The sequence below is a fragment of the Alsobacter sp. R-9 genome, from assembly GCF_054612375.1.
Window position 1 is genome coordinate 1 of sequence record NZ_JBTSWJ010000016.1, and the last position, 20,028, is coordinate 20,028.

Sequence of the window (20,028 nt, forward strand, 5' to 3'; positions counted from 1 at the left end):
CGTGCTCGCTTCATCTGTCCGCCCTTCGAAGGGCCGGACTCTAACTCCGGGTGGAGGAAAAACTCAGTGGCAGGTCAGACGTGCTTCGGGTCCTCGACGGCGAGGGTGGTCGCGGCGGCGTCGCGGAAGAGGTGCAGGTTGACGTCCTTGCCGAGACCTTCGCGGGTGCGCTGCCGGATCTGGTCGTAGAGCGCCGACTTCGACATCGGCGAGCCGTGCGAGGAGACCCAGAGCGCATCCCCGATCGGCTTCGCCCAGCGGCTCTTCAGAGCGGAGAGGACCGGCCGGTGCACGGCAAGGTAGACCCCGAGGTGGACCGCGAGCGCCGCCGGCCACGGGATCTCGATCGGCTGGCGGGTCTTGGTGTCCTGCGGCGCGATCCGCAGCATCCATGTGCTCCCGACCTGGACAAGCGTGTCTCCAAGGACGAGGCCCGCCAGGTTGCGCCGACGTAGCGGGCGCAGCGCGAGGAGGGCGATGATGAGCCCGTCACGATAGGCCAGGGCGGCGAGACGCGGCGTCGACTGGTGCTGCGCGCTCTCCATCAGATCGAGCCCGAGGCCGAGCAGCTCCATCGTGGTGGCGAGCTTAGCCCGCTTGTCGCGCACGGGCACGGTCCGAGCACGGACCTTCGACGCGATGCGGTTGATGAACGACCAGTCGTGGTCCGGCGCGACGGCGCGGGCGAAGTCGCCCAGCTCCTGCAGCCGCGAGAGGATCGACTGCCCGCCGTTGCCGAGCCCCTCCAGCTGCTCGACATAGGCCTTCACGCGGTCGCGGGTGATCCGGGAGTGCGGGGCCGCGTCGGTGCCGAGCTGGCCCGTCGTGGCGAGCCAGGTGAGCCAGCGCCCGTAGCCCTTCGCGGTCTTGAAGTTCGAGGCCCGCGAGTGGCCCGCGCGCGTCCCGCCGGTCGGCTCGAACGGATCGACCGGCGTGAGCGCCTCCTGCCAGAGGCGGCGATCCGTCACCGGCCAGTCGGCGACCTTCATGCAGGCGCGCTCCGGCGCCTTGCCGCGTCCGTAGGGTCCGCCGCTCATCGCCGAGGCTCCTTGGGCTTGCCCGCTGTCTTCACGGCCCCGGAACGCGGCTTAGTCGCCTTGGTAGAAAGTCGCTTCGAGGCTTCCGCCGCCTGCCGCATCCGGCCAAGGACCACGTCGTCGAAGTGGATGGCCGCCGTCGTCGACTCCGCGCCGCAATAGAAGCCGGTTGTCGTCGAGTACTTCTTGTGCCCGAGCACCCGGCGCACGACCTCGTAATGGCCGGGGCGCACGTCGAGGTAGAGCTTCGCCGCGATATGCCGGAAGAGATGCGGGTTGATGGTCAGCCCCGTGTACCGGTGCACCACTTCGGCGATCTGCGTGCCCAGCGTGTTGCCCCGCTTGGCCTGCCTCTCACGACCCGGGAACAGCGCCTTCGTGTCGGCGCCGGCAAGCACGGGCCGGTGCTCGCGCAGGTACCACTCCAGCAACTCGACCGTCCGCTCCGGAAGGATGAACTCCAGCACCTGCCGGTTCTTCACCTCGTGGTCCTCGAAGATCAGGTGCCAGCGCCCGCCCACGCGGACGAGATGGGTCTCCAGTTCGATGGCGGCGAGGTTCTTCCGCCGCACGGGCGCGACCAGCAGCAGCTCGATGGCGAGCGCGAGGCCCGCGCGCACCGACGCCCGCTTGCCGGGCAGCAGCCCCCGGTCCACCTCGTCGCGCAGCCGGGCCGGCAGGCCCAGCAGCGCGTCCACCGCCTGCGGATCGTCGAAGGGGCGCAGCCGCTCCCGGTTCTTGCGCGTGAGCCCCTCCTGCGGCACGGCGAGCCGCTTCACCACCGTGGCCATCTTCGAAAGGTCCGACTCCGGCACCTTCACCCAGTGCCGCGCCACGCCCTTCAGCATCGACGCCATGTCGTGGAGCGTCGACGACGTCTGCTTGCCCTTGCGCTCGTAGTAGAAGCGCAGGCCCTCGTTGAAGGCGTCGAGGACGATGAGGTCGGCAAGGGTCCGCAGCGTCTGCGGATCCCGCCCCCGGTGCACCAGCGCCGAGGCGAAGGACCGCAACTGGTACGCGCGCGTCGCGAGTGTGCTGGGACGAGCGGGACGCGCCGGCCCGTCGTCGGCGAAGTCGCGCCCGGCGAGCCGGTCGAGCCACGCGTCGACGTCCTGCCTTAGGGACGGCGGGAACGCCGACCACGGCAGGACATAGACCTCGCGCCGCGACGGCCGCTCGATGTGGACCGAGGGGAAGCCGTCCGTCCGTGACCCGGCGCGGTTCCATGCCACGGCAAAGTCCGTCCACGTCTTCTCCGGATCCTTCAGCAGGGCGTCCTCGAACAGCTCCGCCTTGAACACCATCAGGTCGTCGAGCGTCACGGCGTCGGGGCCGATCTGTCGCTCGGACAGCCAGCGCATCAGACGCGATAGCCGGACGCGATCGGCCCGCTTCGGCAGCGCATCGTGCAGGGCCTGCCACGCCGCCGACATCGGCGTCGTCGACCGCCCCTTCATCACCGGTCGCACCAGTGCCAGCGAAGCCCGCAGCAGCGACCGGATGTTGTTCCAGCGTCCGGGCGAGAGGCCGAGCTGCTCGGCCGTCACTAAGGCCAGCCGGAGCCCGAGGGCTTGCGGATCGACGGGGATCTGGTCGGGGTCGCGCCCCAGGGCGCGGGCGACGGTGCGGACCGCCGACGCCATGTTCTGGCGCCGCTGCGGGGAGAGGTCTGCGGCCTGGATGGCCGCGACGACGTCGGCGAGGGTGGCTCGTGAAGCCTCAGATGTGGACATGAGTGACCTCGTGATGACAGAGGAGGAAAACCGTGTCAATTCGTGAGAACATAGCACACGCAAGCAATCCGGTTTGACGAGCCATGTAATAACGAGTAATATGTAAGTGTTTGTGGCTGTTCATGGTTGTCTACTCCCGTCCGTCACTGTCACCGGGGCCGCGTCAGCGTCGCCAGGTCCTCCGCGCGGACACGGACGGACCGACCCACCGTCACGCTGGCCAGCGCCCCGGACTTGATCAGGCGGCGCACCGTGCGCGTGCTGACCCTGAGCACATCCGCGACGTCGGAGACGGTCAGCAGCGTGGGCAGCCAGGAACCCGTGTTGCCAGGGGTGGGATTGGGCTGGCGGGCGCCAGCATCGGCGTTACGCATCGTCGGTCTCCGTCTTCGGCTCGACCGCGACGGGCTTCGTCTCATGACCCTCGTCCCGCAGCTCACGCGCCGCGGCCCGCGCCAGAAGGCGCGCGAGGCCGACGAGGGCCGACGGGCCGGGAGTGCTCGGGGAGGGGACCGGCGTGTCCCGCTGGTGATGAGGCCGTCGCTTCATGACGGCCAAGGTGGGCCTTCAGGAGCCAACCTTGGATAGCAAAACCCCGACGACAATCAGCGGGGGTTTTGCCGCGCCCGTGTCTGCTCGCTGCGGCGCCGGCGGACGGTCCTGCGAATGCAATCCGCAAGCCCGTCGGTGTTCAGGTTCAGGTCGACGAGAACCTTGCGACACTGGCAGTAGAACGGTCCTGTCTTGCCGCTCGGGGCCGAAGTTCCATGCTCGACCTCCCACGCACCGGCCAGCGTATCGACAACGTAGTTCCGCTCGACGTCCTGCGGGCGGCCGCCCTTGTGGCGCTTCTCCATCCGCAGCGCCTGCTCCAGAGGCTCGCGCAGCGTCTCGATCAGCTTCGCGAGGAGGAGCGGTCCCGCCTGCACGGCGACCGACTGGCGGGTCACGTGCGTGAGGCGGTCGAACGTCACCACGTCGCCGCGACCGCGCCGGGCCATGCCGTCCTCGATCGCGCGCTCGTCGAAGCTCCAGCCGATCGACCCCAGCAACCGCTCCATCCCGTACGGCGACAGCATCAGCCCCAGCAGCGGCAGGAACCCGTCTGACAGAGCCGCCTTCGCAGACGACGGGTTCTTCCGCAGCCACGCTGACACCAGGTCGGACTGCTTCAGGAGGAACTGGAGAGCCGCGACACGCTGGACGCGGTCGGGCTGCATCGCGACACGGCGACGATAGGTGGCGAGGTCGGCTCGAATCCTGTCGACCAAGGAGGAAGGCAGCTGGGACATGCGGCCCATCATGTCTGCAGGGCCGGCCTTGGCAATCGACCGAAACGAGAAGTCAGTGCACCGGAGGGCGTTAGTCCAGGAAGGGGGCAATCTGGGGCGCTGTGCAGGCGCTGCCGACGGGCACGAGAATGGCCGTCCGACCGCATCAATTGAGCAAGCTGGTCACGCTTGCTTCGACCCAGTCCCCACGCCCAGGCGGCAGGTCTCCGCTCCGCGATTGTAGGCACAAGGCTCCCACAAAACATTGAACCGCCCAAGTTTTCTTGACGTCTTAGGCTTGCGCTTTGTCCCGCCGTTCGAACTCGTCGGGCGACAGCAGTACCGAGCCTGCTTGCTGGATCGTAGAAAATCTCAATTGAGTCGAACATGTCGGCTCGCGCCTCATCCCGCGTGCGGTACACGCGGCCCCTGATCCTCTCGACCTCGAGGGAGGAGGGGAATCTCCTCATCGCCCCGTCGTCCTAGACGTTTCAGAATATCGGCTCATCGAGCAGTCCTCGCCCTTGTCGACCATCAGCCTCTAGAACTGTTCGCCCGCATATTGGCTGCCCCGAAATGAGCGATGCATCAGGGCATCCGGCCTGCCGCCCAGCCAGATCGCCATGACCAGTGCGTCTGTGGCGAGTTGCGCCGTCATCTCGGCCTTCATCAGCCAGCCCACAACAGTCGTGAGAACAGGTCGATGGCCGCGGCCACGTAAAGCCAGCCGTCGGTCGTCCGGATATAGTTGAAGTCCGCGAGCCGTCGCTGGTTTGCGCGCTCTGCGTGGACCTCCCGATCGGGCGTATTGGGAGCGATGGTCGAGCACCGGCCGTCATCATTGGGCAGGGCGCCGCGGCGGGGCCTCGCCCGGAGCGCCTGCGCCCGCAACAGCCGCTCGATGCGATGAAGGCCACAGTCGACATCTTCCGCCGGCGTGAGCCCGCGGAGCCAATGTTGATCATGATTCCACAGTTGCTGCGGCTACAGCAGGATCGGTCGCCGATTGAGCCCGCTGCGACCGCGCGAGGAGGCAGCGCGGAGCACAGTTGACGTTGTCCCTGGTGTGAGCCTTCGGCATCCAACGCGGGAGGCTTTCGCTTTGTGGTTGTTGCAGGTCAAGTTCGGAAGTTTGCAGGCTGATATGGTTGCGCACGTTCCTGCCGGTAGATCCTCGAATGCAGATGCATCGCACCGTGAAATTCGCGTTGGCAGTGACCGGCATCCTTGCGGTCGTCGGCGGGGGCATTTGGTATAATCGCTCGAGTCCGGTGAGAGTGACCGTCGCAGATCCGATCAGCGACCAGCCCATCGAGGTCTTCGCGCTCGGTACCGTCGAGGCACGGGTCGTGACGCGCCTTGGCTTTCGGCTCGCCGGCACCATCGTCGAACTGGCCGCGGATCACGGAGACCTTGTGGCGGCCGGAACGCGGCTGGCGCGCATTGACTCGCGTGAGCAAGAGGCCCGAACGGCTCGGGCAAAGGCGGGCATTGCAAGTGCAGAGGCTGCGCTCGCGGTCGCCGAAGCCGCGGCGAACCGAGCAAGCGTGGTCTATGCCCAACGCCAGCAGACGAACCAGCGTCGGCAGGCACTCCTCGTTCGCGGCGCTGTCTCCATCGAGCAGGCTGAGGAGGCGCAACTAAACGAGACAACCGCACAAGCCGACACCTTGGTCACCACCAGCGACGTGGCTGCAGCGCGAGCCCGACTGGGAGACGCAAGGGCACAAGCCGGCTTTGAGGCCGTGGTGTTGTCCCAGCACGATCTGCTCGCGCCATTCGCCGGTCTCGTCGTGGGTCGAACAAAGGAACTCGGAAGCGTAGTTGCTCCAGGCGAGCCGGTCTTCATGCTGGTGGATCCGGCGACCTATTGGATCCTGGCCTATCTCGACGAGGGCCGCTCCGGATCCGTGACGGAGGGACAGCACGCAACCATCCGGCTCCGTTCGCTGCCTGGGCGTGTCTTCCGCGGCCGGGTCGCACGGATCGGGCTTGAAAGCGACAGGGTCAACGAGGAGAGACGCATCTTCATCACCTGCGACGACTGTCCCTCCACCTTTGTGCTCGGCGAACAATCGGAAGTGGTGGTACGCACAGGCATGATTCAGCGCGGTCTCTTCGTCCCGGAGATGGCGATCGACGGCCTGGTTCACGACCGGGGCGATGTGTGGGCGGTTGCCGATCGCCGTCTCGTCCGCCGATCCGTGACATTGGGCGGCAGGACGCTCGACGGACGGTACGAGATACTGTCCGGACTTGACGGCGCGCTTCCCGTCACCGGTCCCGTGAAAGGCGCCAGTGTTGGCCGAGCCGCCATCGCGACGTCGGGGGACGGCTCGTGAACCTCGCGGTACGCGATATCAGGCACAATTCCGGCAGGTTTCTCCTGACGTGCGTCGGGCTGAGCCTTCTCCTTGGCGTCGTGATGTCCATGATCGGCATCTATCGTGGGCTTGTCGCGGATGCGCTTGGCGTGGCGCGGGCACCCGGTGCACATCTCTGGGTCGTCGATGTCCGCACTCGCGGTCCCTTTGCGGAAGCCTCTCGCATTCCTGCCGACACGCGTGATGCTATCGCCCGTGTTGCCGGAGTGAAGGCTGCCGGGGCACTGACTTACCAATCCGTTGAGGCTCCGTTCCGTGGCGCGATGCTGCGGCTGTATGTCGTGGGCTTCGAGTTGGGTCGGCCGGGGGGGCCTCCTCCGCCTTCGGAGGGTCGTACCATCGCATCGGATCGCTTCGAACTTGTCGCGGACGAACGGAGCGGATTGGTGCCTGGAGACGTGATTGTTCTGGGCCGTAGCCGCTTCGCTGTCGTCGGAACGACCCGGGGACAAGTTGCAACTGGGGGAGATCCCGTTGTCTTCATGACCCTACAGGATGCTCAGCGGCTTCAGTTCGATCTTGCCCCGTCCGCACAGCGACGGGAGCTCGCGCGCGGCGGCGGAAGCAGCAATGCTGGAATCGTCAACGCGGTCGTGGCCGTGCTCGATGACAACGCAAACCTAAATTATGTTGCCGAGACAATCCGCCGCTGGAAACATCTAGCCGCACTTACACAGACCGAACAAGAAGAAATATTGACTCGCTCCGTCGTCGAAATGGCGCGACGGCAGATCGGCCTTTTCACGTCTATCCTGATGATTGTTTCCACCGTCATTATTGCATTAATCATCTACACCTTGACGATTGACAAACTCAGGGAAATTGCGACGCTGAAGCTAATTGGAGCTCCGGACCGAACCATCGTCGGTCTGATCGTTCAGCAGTCACTCCTGATGGGTGCCGTCGGCTATGGCCTTGGCGCCCTCCTGATTTCACTATTCAAGGACATGTTTCCGCGACGGGTCATTATCGTCTCCGAGGACGTCGTGCTCCTCGGTCTTGTAGTGCTGATGGTCTGTGTTCTCGCCAGCGGACTCGGCGTCCGGCTCGCCCTGCGCATTGACCCGGCCAAGGCGCTAGGGGGCTGATTTGCCCGAGCCGCTCATCGTCGTGGATCAGGTTTCGAAGCATTTTGGCGAAGGTGCAACCCGCGTCGATGCATTACGGGAGGTGTCACTTGCTGTAGAGGCGGGCGAAGTCGTTGGCCTGAAGGGTCCAAGCGGCTCCGGCAAGACGACCCTGCTCAACATCATCGGTTGTATCGTCGAACCGTCATCAGGAAGGCTGGTGCTCGATGGGCGGATCATCTTTGACAGTCGCTTGCTAGCCGCGGACCTGCGCAGGCTCCGCCTTGATCACATCGGTTTCATCTTCCAGACGCACAATCTCATACCATTCCTTTCAGTCACGGAGAACGTCGCCCTTGTGCTGTCCCTCGCAGGCCTACCGGCCGATGCTGCGAGGGTGCGAGCTGTCGCTTTGCTGGAGGACCTGCAGGTAGCAAACAGGCGCGACGCCTACCCGGCCTTTCTATCCGGCGGCGAGGCCCAGCGCGTCGCCATCGCGAGGGCGCTCGCCAACAATCCACGGATCATCTTGGCCGACGAACCGACCGCGGCTCTCGATTCGGAACGAGCGGGTATCGTGATGGATCTACTGCGTCGGCTGGCGCGGGAACACGAGGCGGCGATCGTCACCGTCACGCATGACGAAAAGATCTTTTCGCACTTCGATCGATTGATTTCCCTACGTGACGGACGGATCGAGAACGAACCAAAGCGGGCGTGATCCGAAAATCAACAGACGTTATGGATCATGTCCACACTACGGAACGAATCTCCCCGATTTCAGGCGCGGCCAAACTGCAAGACTAATTCCAAGCCAGACTGCGCATCTGAGGATCATCGCGAACACAGTCCGTACCTCATAGGGCCTGCCGCTGATCACATGAACCAGAAACGCCAGGAACACCAGAAGCGTCGCGAAGAATATGGCGAGCGAGAGCCGCGCCGCCGTGGGGTGATCTTTCAGGACCACGAACCCCGCAAACACGTAGGCGAAGCCGGCTAGAAAATTGAACCACAGGACGAATGGAACAGCTTTCCCTACCGCGTCACGTGCCTCGGGCCCACCAAAGAGCGCCGTCCCACCGGAGAACAACGTCAGCAGTCCAAAGACCACCGCGAAAATGCCGATGACGTGATTTCGGCGAAATGGATGCGTCCCCATGCCAATGTCCTGTTCCGGCGAGATCCACGTGACGGCACGGTGTGCGTCCCCTGTTTGCAGCAACCCGACAGTCGAGGAGGTGCGGGCTCCGCGAGCGCTGTGACTTCTTCCGATGACGGCTGTGAGTGATCCCGCTTTCTTTAGATGTCACTGCCATCCATCAAGGCGCTCGGCTTCGCAAAAATCTCGAGTCGATCTCTCTGGATCGTCACTCTTGTTCCACTGATCATGGCTCCATTCTCGCGAAGTTGTGCAAAGGCGCGTGACAGATGCTCTACGGTCATACCGAGACGGGCTGCAAGAACGGATCGCCCGACTTCAAGATCAAATGAGTCGCCACCGGCGACCGTACTCTCCGCGAGGAGCCAGTTCGCCAGCCGCTCGGTAGCACTTCGCATCCGCTGGTTCTTCAACTCCTTCAGCACGTCCCGGTATCGGATCGCCAGTTCCAGGCCCACGGCGGCACAGAAGTCCCGGTCAACCGCCATCACATCGCGAACCACATCCGCGGGGATGGCAAGCACGCGCGAAGGGACGCTGGCGCGGGCGGAGGTGAGCTGCGGCTGGTTCATCCAGACCGCCGCGACGATGAAGGCGGCGGGCGGACGGACGAAGGCGAGAGTGACGTTCTTCTCCCCGTGGGACGCCCAGGTCTCTACCAGGCCGTGCAGAAGCACGAAGAGATGAGTCGGACGTTCGCCTTCCCGAAGAAGGATTTCGCCGGGCTGGACCTCGCGCAGTTGCGCGTGCGCGATGATGCTCGAGAAGACGTCCTCTGAAACCCCTCGGAAAATGGGGAAACCGCGGACGAGATAGGCGTCGCTGGCTCGCATGGGTTCACTCGAACAGCAGATTGATGATGTAGATTGGAAAAACACGTCGTGCGTTGACGAGGATCAACGATAGGAGGCGCTGGACGCACCAATGTTAGCTCGCCGTTAGGAGGCTGACATGGACTCGTCCCAGGATTCGAGCCGGGCGCTCTGGTTATCGACCATCGCATTCACTGTGTGCTTTGCCGTCTGGACTATATTCTCGATCATCGGGATTCAGATAAAGAAAGACCTCGGTCTCACCGACACCCAGTTTGGCCTGCTCGTCGGCACGCCGATCCTGACGGGCTCGCTGATCCGTCTCATTCTCGGAATCTGGTCGGACCAGTACGGCGGCCGCATCGTCTACACGCTGACGATGCTGTCCGCGGCGGCGATGACGGTCCTCCTCACACAAGCCTACGACTACACGACGTTTCTCCTCGCCGCGCTTGGCGTCGGCATCGCCGGAGGGTCGTTCTCCGTCGGCGTGGCCTACGTAGCCAAGTGGTATCCGAAGGAGAAGCAGGGTACGGCGCTGGGCATCTTCGGCGCGGGCAACGTCGGTGCAGCGGTGACCAAGTTCGCTGCCCCGGTGATCATGGTCGCCTATGGGTGGAAGACGGTCGCGCTGGTATGGGCCGCGGTGCTGGCCCTGACGGCCGTCGTCTTCTTCCTGTTCACGAAGGATGATCCGGATCTCGCACGTCGACGCGCCGCGGGCCAGAAGCCGGAGTCACTCGCGGCCATGATGGAGCCGCTGAAGAACCTGCAGGTCTGGCGTTTCTCGCTCTACTACTTCTTCGTCTTCGGTGCGTTCGTCGCGCTGGCGCTATGGCTTCCCCGCTATCTGATCGGCGTCTACGGACTGGATATCGCCACCGCCGGCATGATCGGCGCGATGTACTCGATACCGGCATCGATCTTCAGGGCCTATGGCGGGCACCTCTCCGACAAGTACGGTGCCCGTACCATCATGTACTGGACCTTCCTGGTCTCAGTCGTGTGCACATTCATCCTTTCCTACCCGCCGACACACTACGTGGTGGACGGCATCCGCGGTCCGGTCGAATTCTCGACCAGCATGGGCCTCACGGGGTTCGTCGTGGTTGCCTTCGTCCTCGGCTTCTTCATGAGCCTAGGCAAGGCAGCGGTCTACAAGCACATCCCCGTCTACTATCCCGGTCGCGTCGGAGCGGTTGGCGGTGTCGTCGGCCTTGTCGGCGGCCTCGGCGGCTTCGTGTTGCCGATTGCCTTCGGCGCGCTCAACGACCTCACCGGCGTCTGGCAGAGTTGCTTCTGGCTGCTGTTCGCGATCGTCACCGTTGCGCTGGTCTGGATGCACGTCGCCATCCGGCAGATGGAACGCGTCGCGATCGAGTCCGGGGTATCGCCGAGGGAACTGCCGGAGCTGCCGGAAATGCAGTCCCTGCATGGTCCCAGGCAGGCTGGGGCGCTGGCGGCCAAGGGCGCCATCGTCGACTGGCAGCCCGAGGACCCGGCTTTCTGGCAGACGCAGGGACGCAGCATCGCGCGGCGGAACCTGTGGATCTCCGTGCCGTGCCTCCTGCTATCCTTCGCGGTGTGGATGGTGTGGTCGGTGGTCGTCGCGAAGCTGCCGTCCGTCGGCTTCAGCTTCAACAACGATGAACTGTTCTGGCTGGCCGCAATGCCCGGCCTCTCGGGCGCCACGCTGCGCATCGTCTACAGCTTCATGCCCGCCATCTTCGGCGGCCGCCTTTGGACGACGCTCGCGACCTGGTCACTTGTCGTGCCCGCGCTCGGAATGGGGTTCGCCGTCCAGAACCCTGCGACCCCCTACTGGATCTTCCTGGTCCTCGCGCTGCTCTGCGGCTTCGGCGGAGGCAATTTCGCTTCCTCGATGGCCAACATCTCGTTCTTCTTCCCGAAGTCGGAGAAGGGCAATGCGCTCGCCATCAACGCCGGCCTCGGGAACCTCGGCGTCAGCGTCGTCCAGTTCGTCGTTCCCCTCGCCATCACGGCAGGCGTGTTCGGCACGCTGGGGGGTGCACCGCAGACGGCGACCGTGGCCGGGATCACCTCGACGCTCTGGCTTCAGAACGCCGGCTTCGTGTTCGTGCCCTTCATCGTCGCCTCGGCCTTTGCTGCCTGGTTCGGCATGGACGACATCGCTTCGATGAAGGCGAGCTTCGCCGACCAGGCGGTCATTTTCCGCCGGACCCACAACTGGATCATGTGCTGGCTCTACACCGGCACCTTCGGATCCTTCATCGGCTTCTCGGCCGCGTTCCCACTGCTCTCCAAGATCCTCTACCCCGAGGTCAACGCTCTCCAGTACGCCTTCCTCGGCCCGTTGGTCGGGGCGGTCTCGCGCGCAGGCGCCGGCAAGGCCTGCGACCGGATCGGCGGTGGCCGCATCACGCTCTGGGTCTTCGTGGCCATGAGCCTCGGTGTGATCGGCGTCCTCTACGCCATCTCCATGACCGGAAGCGCCAGCTCGTTCCCCGTCTTCTTTGCGAGCTTCCTCTTCCTGTTCGCCGCCAGTGGCGTCGGCAACGCCTCCACCTTCCAGATGATCCCCGCGATTATGCGCAAGGAAGTGGCGCGGCTGGAGCCGGGACTTGGGGCTGCGGAGCGGGTGAAGCAGTCGGACAAGGAGGCGGCCGCCATCATCGGCTTCACCTCCGCCGTCGCCGCATACGGGGCCTTCTTCATCCCCAAGAGCTTCGGCACCTCGATCGCCATGACCGGGGGGGCAAGCGCGGCGCTCTACGGCTTCCTCGCCTTCTACCTGAGCTGCATCGCGATCACGTGGGCCGTCTACACGCGTCGCGGAGGGCTTTTGTCCGATGTCGAGCGCGGCGGCCCATCGGCGCCCACGTTGCGCCCGGCCGAATAACCGTCGTCCCCCAAAGAGGTACGCGACCATGAGCCAGTTTCTCGACCGCCTGACGTTCTTCCGGAGGGTGACGGAACCCTTCGCCGACGGCCACGGCATCACCACCACCGAGGACCGACGCTGGGAGGACGGCTACCGGAAGCGCTGGCAGCACGACAAGATCGTCCGTTCGACGCACGGTGCCAACTGCACCGGGTCCTGCTCGTGGAAGATCTACGTCAAGGGCGGCATCGTCACCTGGGAGACGCAGCAGACCGACTATCCCCGGACGCGGCCTGACCTGCCCAACCACGAGCCGCGGGGCTGCGCCCGCGGTGCCAGCTACAGCTGGTACCTCTACTCGGGCAACCGGGTGAAGTACCCGCTGGTCCGCTCGCGTCTGGTCAGGCTGTGGCGCGAGGCCCGCGCCACGCGGACGCCCGTCGCGGCGTGGAAGAGCATCGTCGAGGACCCCGCGAAGCGTGATGCGTACACCTCGGTGCGCGGGCATGGGGGCTTCGTCCGCTCGAGCTGGGACGAGGTCAACGAGATCATCGCGGCGGCGAACGCCTACACGGCGAAGACCTGGGGACCCGACCGCGTCATCGGATTCTCGCCCATCCCGGCGATGTCGATGGTCTCCTACGCCGCGGGGTCACGTTACCTGTCGCTCCTCGGTGGCGTGTGCATGTCCTTCTACGATTGGTACTGCGACCTGCCGCCTTCCTCGCCGCAGACGTGGGGCGAGCAGACGGACGTCCCCGAGAGCGCCGATTGGTACAATGCCGGCTTCATCATCCTGTGGGGCTCGAACGTCCCACAGACGCGCACGCCGGATGCGCACTTCTACACCGAGGCGCGCTATCGCGGCACCAAGAGCGCGGTGATCTGTCCGGATTACTCGGAGGCCGCGAAGTTCGGAGACATCTGGCTCTCGGTCAAGCAGGGCACGGACGCCGCACTGGCGATGGCCATGGGCCACGTCATTCTCAAGGAGTATCACGTCGACCGTCAGGTCCCGTACTTCCGGGACTACGTCCGCCAGTACACGGACATGCCGATGCTGGTGAAGCTCGTGCAGCAGGACGGCCGGCTCGTCCCCGACAGGTTGCTACGCGCCTCCGACTTCGATGCCGCACTCGGCGAGACCAACAACCCCGAGTGGAAGACGGTCGCCTGCGACGAAGTCTCCGGCGAGATCGTCGTCCCGAATGGATCCGTCGGCTTCCGCTGGGGCGAGACAGGCAAGTGGAACATCGAGGAACGCGAGTCGAAGGGGCGCTCGACGACGTTGCGCCTGTCCCTCACCGAATCCAATGACGGCTTCGAGAACGTCGCCTTCCCCTATTTCGGCAACATCGAGAACGAGCACTTCACCCACACGGCGCACGCCTCCGTCCTGGAACGCCTAGTGCCGGTTAAGAGGCTCGCGCTCCTGGGCGGAGATACACTCGTCGCCACGGTGCACGATCTCTTCCTCGCCAACTACGGCGTCGACCGTGGCTTCGGCGGCGCCAATGTCGCGGCCTCGCTCGACGACGACGTGCCCTACACTCCGGCCTGGGCCGAGACGATCACCGGCGTCTCGCGTGACAAGATCATTCAGGTCGCGCGCGAGTTTGCCACCAACGCGGAGAAGACCAAGGGCCGTTCGATGGTGATCATCGGCGCGGCGATGAACCACTGGTACCACGCCGACATGAACTACCGCGGCGTGATCAACATGCTGGTCATGTGCGGCTGCGTCGGCCAGTCCGGGGGCGGCTGGTCGCACTACGTGGGCCAGGAGAAGCTCAGGCCGCAGGCCGGCTGGGCTCCGCTCGCCTTCGCACTGGACTGGGGGCGCCCGCCCCGCCAGCAGAACTCGACGTCGTTCTTCTACACGCACACCGATCAGTGGCGTTACGAGACGATGCACACGGCCGACATCGTGTCGCCGACGGCGCCTCCCGGCCCGTGGGACGGGGCGATCATCGACTACAACATTCGCGCCGTGCGCATGGGGTGGCTGCCGGCCTATCCGACCCTGAAGCAGAACCCGTTGGGCGTCGCCGAAAAGGCGGCCTCCGCCGGCCTCGAGGTCAAGGACTATGTCGCCGCGGCGCTGAAGTCCGGCGAACTCGGCTTTGCCTGGGAGGATCCTGATTCACCTGAGAACTTCCCGCGCAACATGTTCGTGTGGCGCTCCAACCTCCTCGGGTCGTCCGGCAAAGGCCACGAGTACTTCCTCAAGCATCTGCTCGGGACATCGCACGGCGTGCTCGGCAAGGATCTCGGCGAGGAAGGTCGCGAGAAGCCGAGGGAGGTGCGCTGGCACGACGAGGCGCCGCGCGGCAAACTCGACCTGCTGGTCACGCTCGACTTCCGCATGTCGACGACCTGCGTCTACTCCGACATCGTCCTTCCCACCGCCACCTGGTACGAGAAGAACGACCTCAACACCTCCGACATGCACCCCTTCATCCACCCGCTGACGAACGCGGTGGACCCGTGCTGGGAGGCCCGCTCCGACTGGGACATCTACAAGGGCATCGCCAAGGCCTTCTCGCGCGTCGCGCCGGAGGTGCTGGGGGTCGAGAAGGACGTCGTGCTCTCGCCGATCCAGCACGACAGTCCGGGCGAGATCGCCCAACCCTTCGATCCCAAGGACTGGAAGAACGGCGAGTGCGAGCCTGTGCCCGGCCGGACCATGCCGGCGGTCACTGTGGTCGAGCGCGACTATCCCAACCTCTACAAGCGCTTCACGGCGCTCGGTCCGCTGATGGAGAAGGTCGGGAATGGCATCAAGGGCATCGCCTGGAAGACCGAGCACGAGGTCGAGGCGCTGCGTCGCCTGAACGGCGTGGTCACCGAGGAAGGTCCGACCAAGGGCATGGCCCGCATCGAGAGCGACATCGACGCCGCCGAGGTGCTTCTGATGCTTGCCCCCGAGACCAACGGCGAGGTGGCCGTGAAGTCGTGGGAAGCCCTCTCCAGGACGACCGGGCGGGAGCATGCCCACCTGGCGTTGCCCAAGGAGGACGAGAAGATCCGCTTCCGCGACGTCGTCGCCCAGCCCCGCAAGATCATCTCGGCGCCGACCTGGTCAGGCCTCGAAAGCGAGAAGGTCTGCTACAACGCCGGTTACACGAACGTCCACGAGTTGATCCCTTGGCGCACGCTCACCGGGCGCCAGCAGCTCTACCAGGACCACCCGTGGATGCGTGCCTTCGGCGAGGGCTTCTGCGTCTACCGGCCGCCGGTCGACCTGCGCGCCGTGAAGCCGGTACAGGGCAGCAAGCCCAACGGCGAGAAGGAGATCGTCCTCAACTTCATCACGCCGCACCAGAAGTGGGGCATCCACTCCACCTACACCGACAACCTGCTCATGCTGACGCTGTCGCGCGGGGGGCCGATCGTGTGGATCAGCGAGATCGACGCCCGCAAGGCCGGGATCGTCGATAACGACTGGATCGAGGCCTACAACGCCAACGGCGCGCTCGTCGCCCGTGCGGTGGTATCCCAGCGCGTCAAGGAGGGCATGGTCATGATGTACCATGCCCAGGAGAAGATCGTGAACGTCCCCGGATCCGAGATGACCGGGCAGCGCGGCGGCATCCATAACTCCGTGACCCGCGCGGTGCTGAAGCCGACCCACATGATCGGCGGCTACGTCCAGCTCGCCTACGGCTTCAACTACTACGGCACGATCGGCACCAACCGCGATGAGTTCGTTGTGGTGCGTAAGCTCGCCAAAGTGGAGTGGCTGGAAGGCACACGCAAGGGTACCGCCTCCCCCCTTCAGGCCGCCGAATAAAGGAACACCCCCATGAAGATCCGCGCACAGATCGCGATGGTGCTGAACCTCGACAAGTGCATCGGCTGCCACACCTGCTCGGTGACCTGCAAGAACGTGTGGACCAACCGCGAGGGCATGGAATACGCGTGGTTCAACAACGTCGAGACCAAGCCGGGCATCGGCTACCCCAGGGACTGGGAGAACCAGAAGCGCTGGAAGGGCGGCTGGGTCCGCAAGAAGAACGGCACGATCGAGCCGCGCATCGGCGGCAAGTGGCGGGTGCTGGCGAACATCTTCGCGAACCCGGACCTTCCGGAAATCGACGACTACTACGAGCCCTTCACCTACGACTACGAGCATCTGCAGAAGGCGCCCGAGCTCGAGGCGTTCCCCACCGCCCGCCCGCGCTCGCTCGTGACCGGGCAACGGATGGAGAAGATCGAGTGGGGCCCGAACTGGGAAGAGATTCTCGGTGGCGAGTTCTCGAAGCGCTCGGCCGACGTCAACTTCGAAGGCGTGCAGAAGGAGGTCTACGGACAGTTCGAGAACACCTTCATGATGTATCTGCCAAGGCTGTGCGAGCACTGCCTCAACCCGGCCTGCGTGGCGTCCTGTCCCTCGGGGGCGATCTACAAGCGCGAGGAGGACGGCATCGTCCTCATCGACCAGGACAAGTGCCGCGGCTGGCGCATGTGCGTCTCCGGCTGCCCCTACAAGAAGATCTACTTCAATTGGTCGTCAGGGAAGAGCGAGAAGTGCATCTTCTGCTACCCGCGGATCGAGGCCGGACAGCCGACCGTGTGCTCGGAGACGTGCGTCGGCCGGATCCGCTACCTCGGTGTCGTTCTCTACGACGCCGACCGGATCGAGAGCGCGGCATCGGCCCCGGACGACAAGGACCTCTACAAGGCGCAGCTCGACATCTTCCTCGATCCCAATGATCCGGCGATCGTCAGGAAGGCGCTCGAGCAGGGTATTCCGGAGCCATGGCTGGAGGCCGCCCGCAAGTCGCCGGTGTGGAAGATGGCCATGGAGTGGGGCGTCGCCTTCCCCCTCCACCCCGAATACCGCACCCTGCCCATGGTCTGGTACGTGCCGCCGCTGTCGCCGATCACCGCCGCGGCGACCGCCGGCAAGATGGGCGTCGATCGCGGCATGCCGGACGTGAAGTCGCTTCGCATTCCATTGAAGTATTTGGCGAACTTGCTGACCGCCGGAGACGAGGCTCCGGTGGCGGCCGGTCTGGAACGGATGCTCGCCATGCGGGCGTACATGCGGGCGAAGACGGTCGACGGTGTCATCGACGAAACGATCGCGCGCAGAGTCGGGCTGACCGGACAGCAGATCGAGGAGATGTACCAGATCATGGCGATTGCCAACTACGAGGACCGCTTCGTGATCCCCACCGCGCACCGCGAGATCACGGAGGACGCCTACGAACTGCGTGGCGAGTGCGGTTTCACTTTCGGCGACGGCTGTCTCCCCTCCGACAAGGAGGTCAACCTGTTCGGCGGGATCAAGGTGAAGAACGACAAGCCCAAGATGGGAGCCTACTGATGAAAACGATCAGGGTTCTATCGGCTCTTCTCAGCTACCCCACGCCGGAGATGACGGCCGCAGGGGAGGAGTTCAAGGCAGCGCTCGCGAGCGAGAATGTTCTTTCTGCCGACGTCCGCAGGGAGTTGGAATCGCTGATCGACGACATCGCGGCGCGCGATCTCTACGAGTCGCAGGAGCGGTATGTCCTGCTCTTCGATCGCACCCGCTCCTTGTCGCTCCATCTGTTCGAACACGTGCATGGCGAGAGCCGTGCCCGGGGACAGGCGATGGTCGATCTGATCCGGATCTACGAGGAGGCGGGCTTCTCCCCAGTCGCCACGGAACTGCCCGACTACCTTCCGCTCTTCCTCGAATACGCGGCGACGCGCGATCCCAGGGAGGCCATCGAACTCGTCGGACAGCCGGGCCATGTCTTCGCCGCGCTGCGCGAGCGGCTATCGAAGCGCCAGTCGCCCTACGAGGCCGTCTTCGCGGCACTTGTCTCGCTGTCCGCTGCGGTGCTGGACGAGGAAGCGCTGGCAGCGCTGCGCGACGAGCCGGACCCGGAGCCCGACGATCTGGAGGCGCTCGACGCCTCCTGGGAAGAGGAAGAGGTCCGCTTCGGCCCCGGTGCCGCGGTCGCCGACTGCGGCAAGGATGGGTTGGCCGCCAAGCTCCGGCAAGCGCGTCGGCCCGCTCCTGGTCTTGGGCCCGTTCCCGGAACCGGCCCTCGCACCATCGTCACAACGCCGCTTTCGGCCCGATCCTGAGGAGCCCCGCCATGCGCGACGCGGTCTTCCACGTTCTCTTCGTCTGGTATCCTTACGTCTGCCTGTCGTCCTTCGTCTTCGGCAGCATCATCCGCTTCGACCGTGAGCAGTACACGTGGAAAGCGGGTTCGAGCCAGCTGCTGCGCAAGCGCCAACTGCGGCTCGGTTCGAACCTCTTCCATTTCGGGATCCTGTTCCTTCTCGTCGGTCACACGGTCGGCCTCCTGACGCCGACGGCGATCTACACGCTGATCATGACGCCTGCCCAGAAGCAGATGATCGCGATCGTGGCCGGTGGCGTAGCCGGGACGGTCTGCTTCGTCGGGCTCTCGATGCTGTTGCATCGGCGGCTGACGGATATCCGCATTCGCCAGACTTCGACCTACATGGATCTCGCAGTCCTCGGCATCCTGTGGGTGCAGTTGCTGCTGGGGCTGCTCACGCTGCCGTTCTCGCTGGCCCACAGCGACGGGTCCGTCATGCTGGTCCTGTCCCACTGGGCGCAGGGAATCCTGACGGTCTCCCCGGTCGATGCGCACACGCTGCAGGGACTCGCGTGGCCGTACCTGATCCACCTCGTCCTCGGCATGACGATCTTCCTGATCTTTCCCTACTCCCGCCTTGTTCACATCTGGTCTGCGCCGGTCTGGTACCTCGGCCGTCAGGGCTACCAGATCGTTCGCTCACGCCGCCCCCCTCGCGGCCCGGTTCCCCGCACGCCCCAACCCGCCGAGTGACGCCCATGACCGCCACCCTCGACACCTCGTCCTCCAAGCCGGCTGATTGTTCCGTCAAGCCAAAGATCGCGGCCAAACCGAAGACCGTCAGCGTCAACGGCGTCGTCATCGCGAGGGCGGCAATCGCGCAGGAGACCCAGAACCATCCCGCGTCCAAGCCGATCGAGGCATGGCAGGCAGCAGCCAGGGCGCTCGTCGTGCGTGAGCTGCTGCTTCAGGAAGCGCGTCGGTTGGGGCTTACGCCCGTCCCCGCTTCGGACGCGGAAGGACGATGCGAGACGGACGAGGAGGCGCTGGTGCGCGCCCTTGTTGAACGGGAAGTGAAGACGCCGGAGGCCGAGGAGGATGCCTGCCGCCGCTACTGGTCCTTCAACCGGGAACGCTTTCGCACCCCGGACCTCTACGAGGTGCGCCACATTCTCCTCGCCGCCGACCCGAGCAACGCACGCGAGCGCGCCGAGGCGGCAACCCGCGCGAGGGTCCTGATCGATGACATTCGAGGGAATGCATCTAAATTCGCGGGATTGGCGGAGATCTCGTCAGCCTGCCCCTCGCGCAACTGCGGAGGCAGCCTGGGACAGATAGGGCCCGGTCAGACCGTTGCGGAGTTCGAGTCGGCTTTGCCGGACCTTCCGGTCGGCGAGGTGGCGCCGGAGCCCGTGGAGACTCGCTTCGGCTTCCATGTCGTCTGGGTCGACCGGCGCATTGCCGGATGCGATCTCCCGTTCGAGGCGGTCCGATCGCGCATCGCGGCTTGGCTCAGCGGCTATGTCTGGAGGACGGCGGTTCGACAATACATCACGGTTCTCGCGGGACGGGCCGAGATCAGCGGAGTGGATCTGGCATCCAGCGCCACGCCGCTCGTTCAGTGACGGAGA

The 20,028-nt window shown here is 65.0% G+C and carries 16 protein-coding genes and 1 pseudogene; 9 read left to right on the plus strand and 8 right to left on the minus strand.

Going from position 1 to position 20,028, the window contains the following annotated elements; translation table 11 throughout:
- Nucleotides 1-74 precede the first annotated feature (74 nt).
- The 6 genes and pseudogenes from ACX9GQ_RS21260 to ACX9GQ_RS21285 all read right to left on the minus strand — a co-directional run.
- The gene (locus tag ACX9GQ_RS21260) at nucleotides 75-1,037 is read right to left on the minus strand and encodes a tyrosine-type recombinase/integrase (protein WP_459631604.1); all 963 of its coding nucleotides are present in this window, start codon (nucleotides 1,035-1,037) and stop codon (nucleotides 75-77) included.
- A complete protein-coding gene (locus ACX9GQ_RS21265; RefSeq protein ID WP_459631605.1) occupies nucleotides 1,034-2,770 on the minus strand; it encodes a hypothetical protein in 1,737 nt (578 codons plus the stop codon). The genes ACX9GQ_RS21260 and ACX9GQ_RS21265 overlap by 4 nt, the downstream gene beginning before the upstream one ends.
- A 149-nt stretch (nucleotides 2,771-2,919) precedes the next feature.
- The gene (locus ACX9GQ_RS21270) at nucleotides 2,920-3,144 is read right to left on the minus strand and encodes a helix-turn-helix domain-containing protein (RefSeq protein ID WP_459631606.1); all 225 of its coding nucleotides are present in this window, start codon (nucleotides 3,142-3,144) and stop codon (nucleotides 2,920-2,922) included.
- Nucleotides 3,137-3,328, minus strand: a complete 192-nt coding sequence (locus ACX9GQ_RS21275; protein WP_459631607.1) for a hypothetical protein — start codon at nucleotides 3,326-3,328, stop codon at nucleotides 3,137-3,139. Before ACX9GQ_RS21275 ends, ACX9GQ_RS21270 begins: the two co-directional genes overlap by 8 nt.
- 47 nt (nucleotides 3,329-3,375) lie before the next feature.
- Complete coding sequence (locus ACX9GQ_RS21280) at nucleotides 3,376-4,062, minus strand: hypothetical protein (protein ID WP_459631608.1); 687 nt, start codon at nucleotides 4,060-4,062, stop codon at nucleotides 3,376-3,378.
- 271 nt (nucleotides 4,063-4,333) lie between these two features.
- Nucleotides 4,334-4,971: pseudogene (locus ACX9GQ_RS21285) on the minus strand (DDE-type integrase/transposase/recombinase); the annotation flags it as partial.
- Between the two features lie 248 nt (nucleotides 4,972-5,219).
- Here ACX9GQ_RS21285 and ACX9GQ_RS21290 point away from each other — a divergent pair.
- The 3 genes from ACX9GQ_RS21290 (at nucleotide 5,220) to ACX9GQ_RS21300 (ending at nucleotide 8,213) form a co-directional block, all read left to right on the plus strand.
- Nucleotides 5,220-6,383, plus strand: a complete 1,164-nt coding sequence (locus ACX9GQ_RS21290) for an efflux RND transporter periplasmic adaptor subunit (protein ID WP_459631609.1) — start codon at nucleotides 5,220-5,222, stop codon at nucleotides 6,381-6,383.
- Nucleotides 6,384-6,472: 89 nt separating this feature from the next.
- The gene (locus ACX9GQ_RS21295) at nucleotides 6,473-7,513 is read left to right on the plus strand and encodes an ABC transporter permease (protein ID WP_459631610.1); all 1,041 of its coding nucleotides are present in this window, start codon (nucleotides 6,473-6,475) and stop codon (nucleotides 7,511-7,513) included.
- Nucleotide 7,514: 1 nt separating this feature from the next.
- Complete coding sequence (locus tag ACX9GQ_RS21300; RefSeq protein WP_459631611.1) at nucleotides 7,515-8,213, plus strand: ABC transporter ATP-binding protein; 699 nt, start codon at nucleotides 7,515-7,517, stop codon at nucleotides 8,211-8,213.
- A 36-nt stretch (nucleotides 8,214-8,249) separates the two neighbouring features.
- Here ACX9GQ_RS21300 and ACX9GQ_RS21305 read toward each other — a convergent pair whose 3' ends face one another.
- Both ACX9GQ_RS21305 and ACX9GQ_RS21310 read right to left on the minus strand, forming a co-directional pair.
- A complete protein-coding gene (locus ACX9GQ_RS21305) occupies nucleotides 8,250-8,654 on the minus strand; it encodes a hypothetical protein (protein WP_459631612.1) in 405 nt (134 codons plus the stop codon).
- 140 nt (nucleotides 8,655-8,794) lie between these two features.
- Entirely contained in the window at nucleotides 8,795-9,487 is a 693-nt protein-coding gene (locus ACX9GQ_RS21310; protein ID WP_459631613.1) for a cyclic nucleotide-binding domain-containing protein, read from the minus strand.
- 118 nt (nucleotides 9,488-9,605) lie between these two features.
- On the opposite strand from ACX9GQ_RS21310, the gene ACX9GQ_RS21315 reads away from it, so the two are divergent.
- The 6 genes from ACX9GQ_RS21315 to ACX9GQ_RS21340 are packed head-to-tail and all read left to right on the plus strand — an operon-like array spanning nucleotide 9,606 to nucleotide 20,022.
- A complete protein-coding gene (locus ACX9GQ_RS21315) occupies nucleotides 9,606-12,347 on the plus strand; it encodes a nitrate/nitrite transporter (protein ID WP_459631614.1) in 2,742 nt (913 codons plus the stop codon).
- 28 nt (nucleotides 12,348-12,375) lie between these two features.
- Nucleotides 12,376-16,122, plus strand: a complete 3,747-nt coding sequence (locus ACX9GQ_RS21320; RefSeq protein ID WP_459631615.1) for a nitrate reductase subunit alpha — start codon at nucleotides 12,376-12,378, stop codon at nucleotides 16,120-16,122.
- A 12-nt stretch (nucleotides 16,123-16,134) separates the two neighbouring features.
- Nucleotides 16,135-17,661, plus strand: coding sequence for a nitrate reductase subunit beta (narH, locus tag ACX9GQ_RS21325; protein WP_459631616.1), 1,527 nt, complete (start codon nucleotides 16,135-16,137; stop codon nucleotides 17,659-17,661).
- Nucleotides 17,658-18,413 (plus strand): nitrate reductase molybdenum cofactor assembly chaperone, encoded by a 756-nt coding sequence (narJ, locus tag ACX9GQ_RS21330; protein WP_459631702.1) that lies wholly within the window; start codon nucleotides 17,658-17,660, stop codon nucleotides 18,411-18,413. The genes narH and narJ overlap by 4 nt, the downstream gene beginning before the upstream one ends.
- Nucleotides 18,414-18,424: 11 nt before the next feature.
- Nucleotides 18,425-19,150 (plus strand): respiratory nitrate reductase subunit gamma, encoded by a 726-nt coding sequence (gene narI / locus ACX9GQ_RS21335; protein WP_459631617.1) that lies wholly within the window; start codon nucleotides 18,425-18,427, stop codon nucleotides 19,148-19,150.
- A gap of 5 nt (nucleotides 19,151-19,155) precedes the next feature.
- Nucleotides 19,156-20,022 carry a peptidylprolyl isomerase gene (locus tag ACX9GQ_RS21340; RefSeq protein ID WP_459631618.1) on the plus strand — a complete coding sequence of 289 codons (867 nt, stop codon included), beginning with the start codon at nucleotides 19,156-19,158 and terminating at the stop codon, nucleotides 20,020-20,022.
- Nucleotides 20,023-20,028 lie beyond the last annotated feature (6 nt).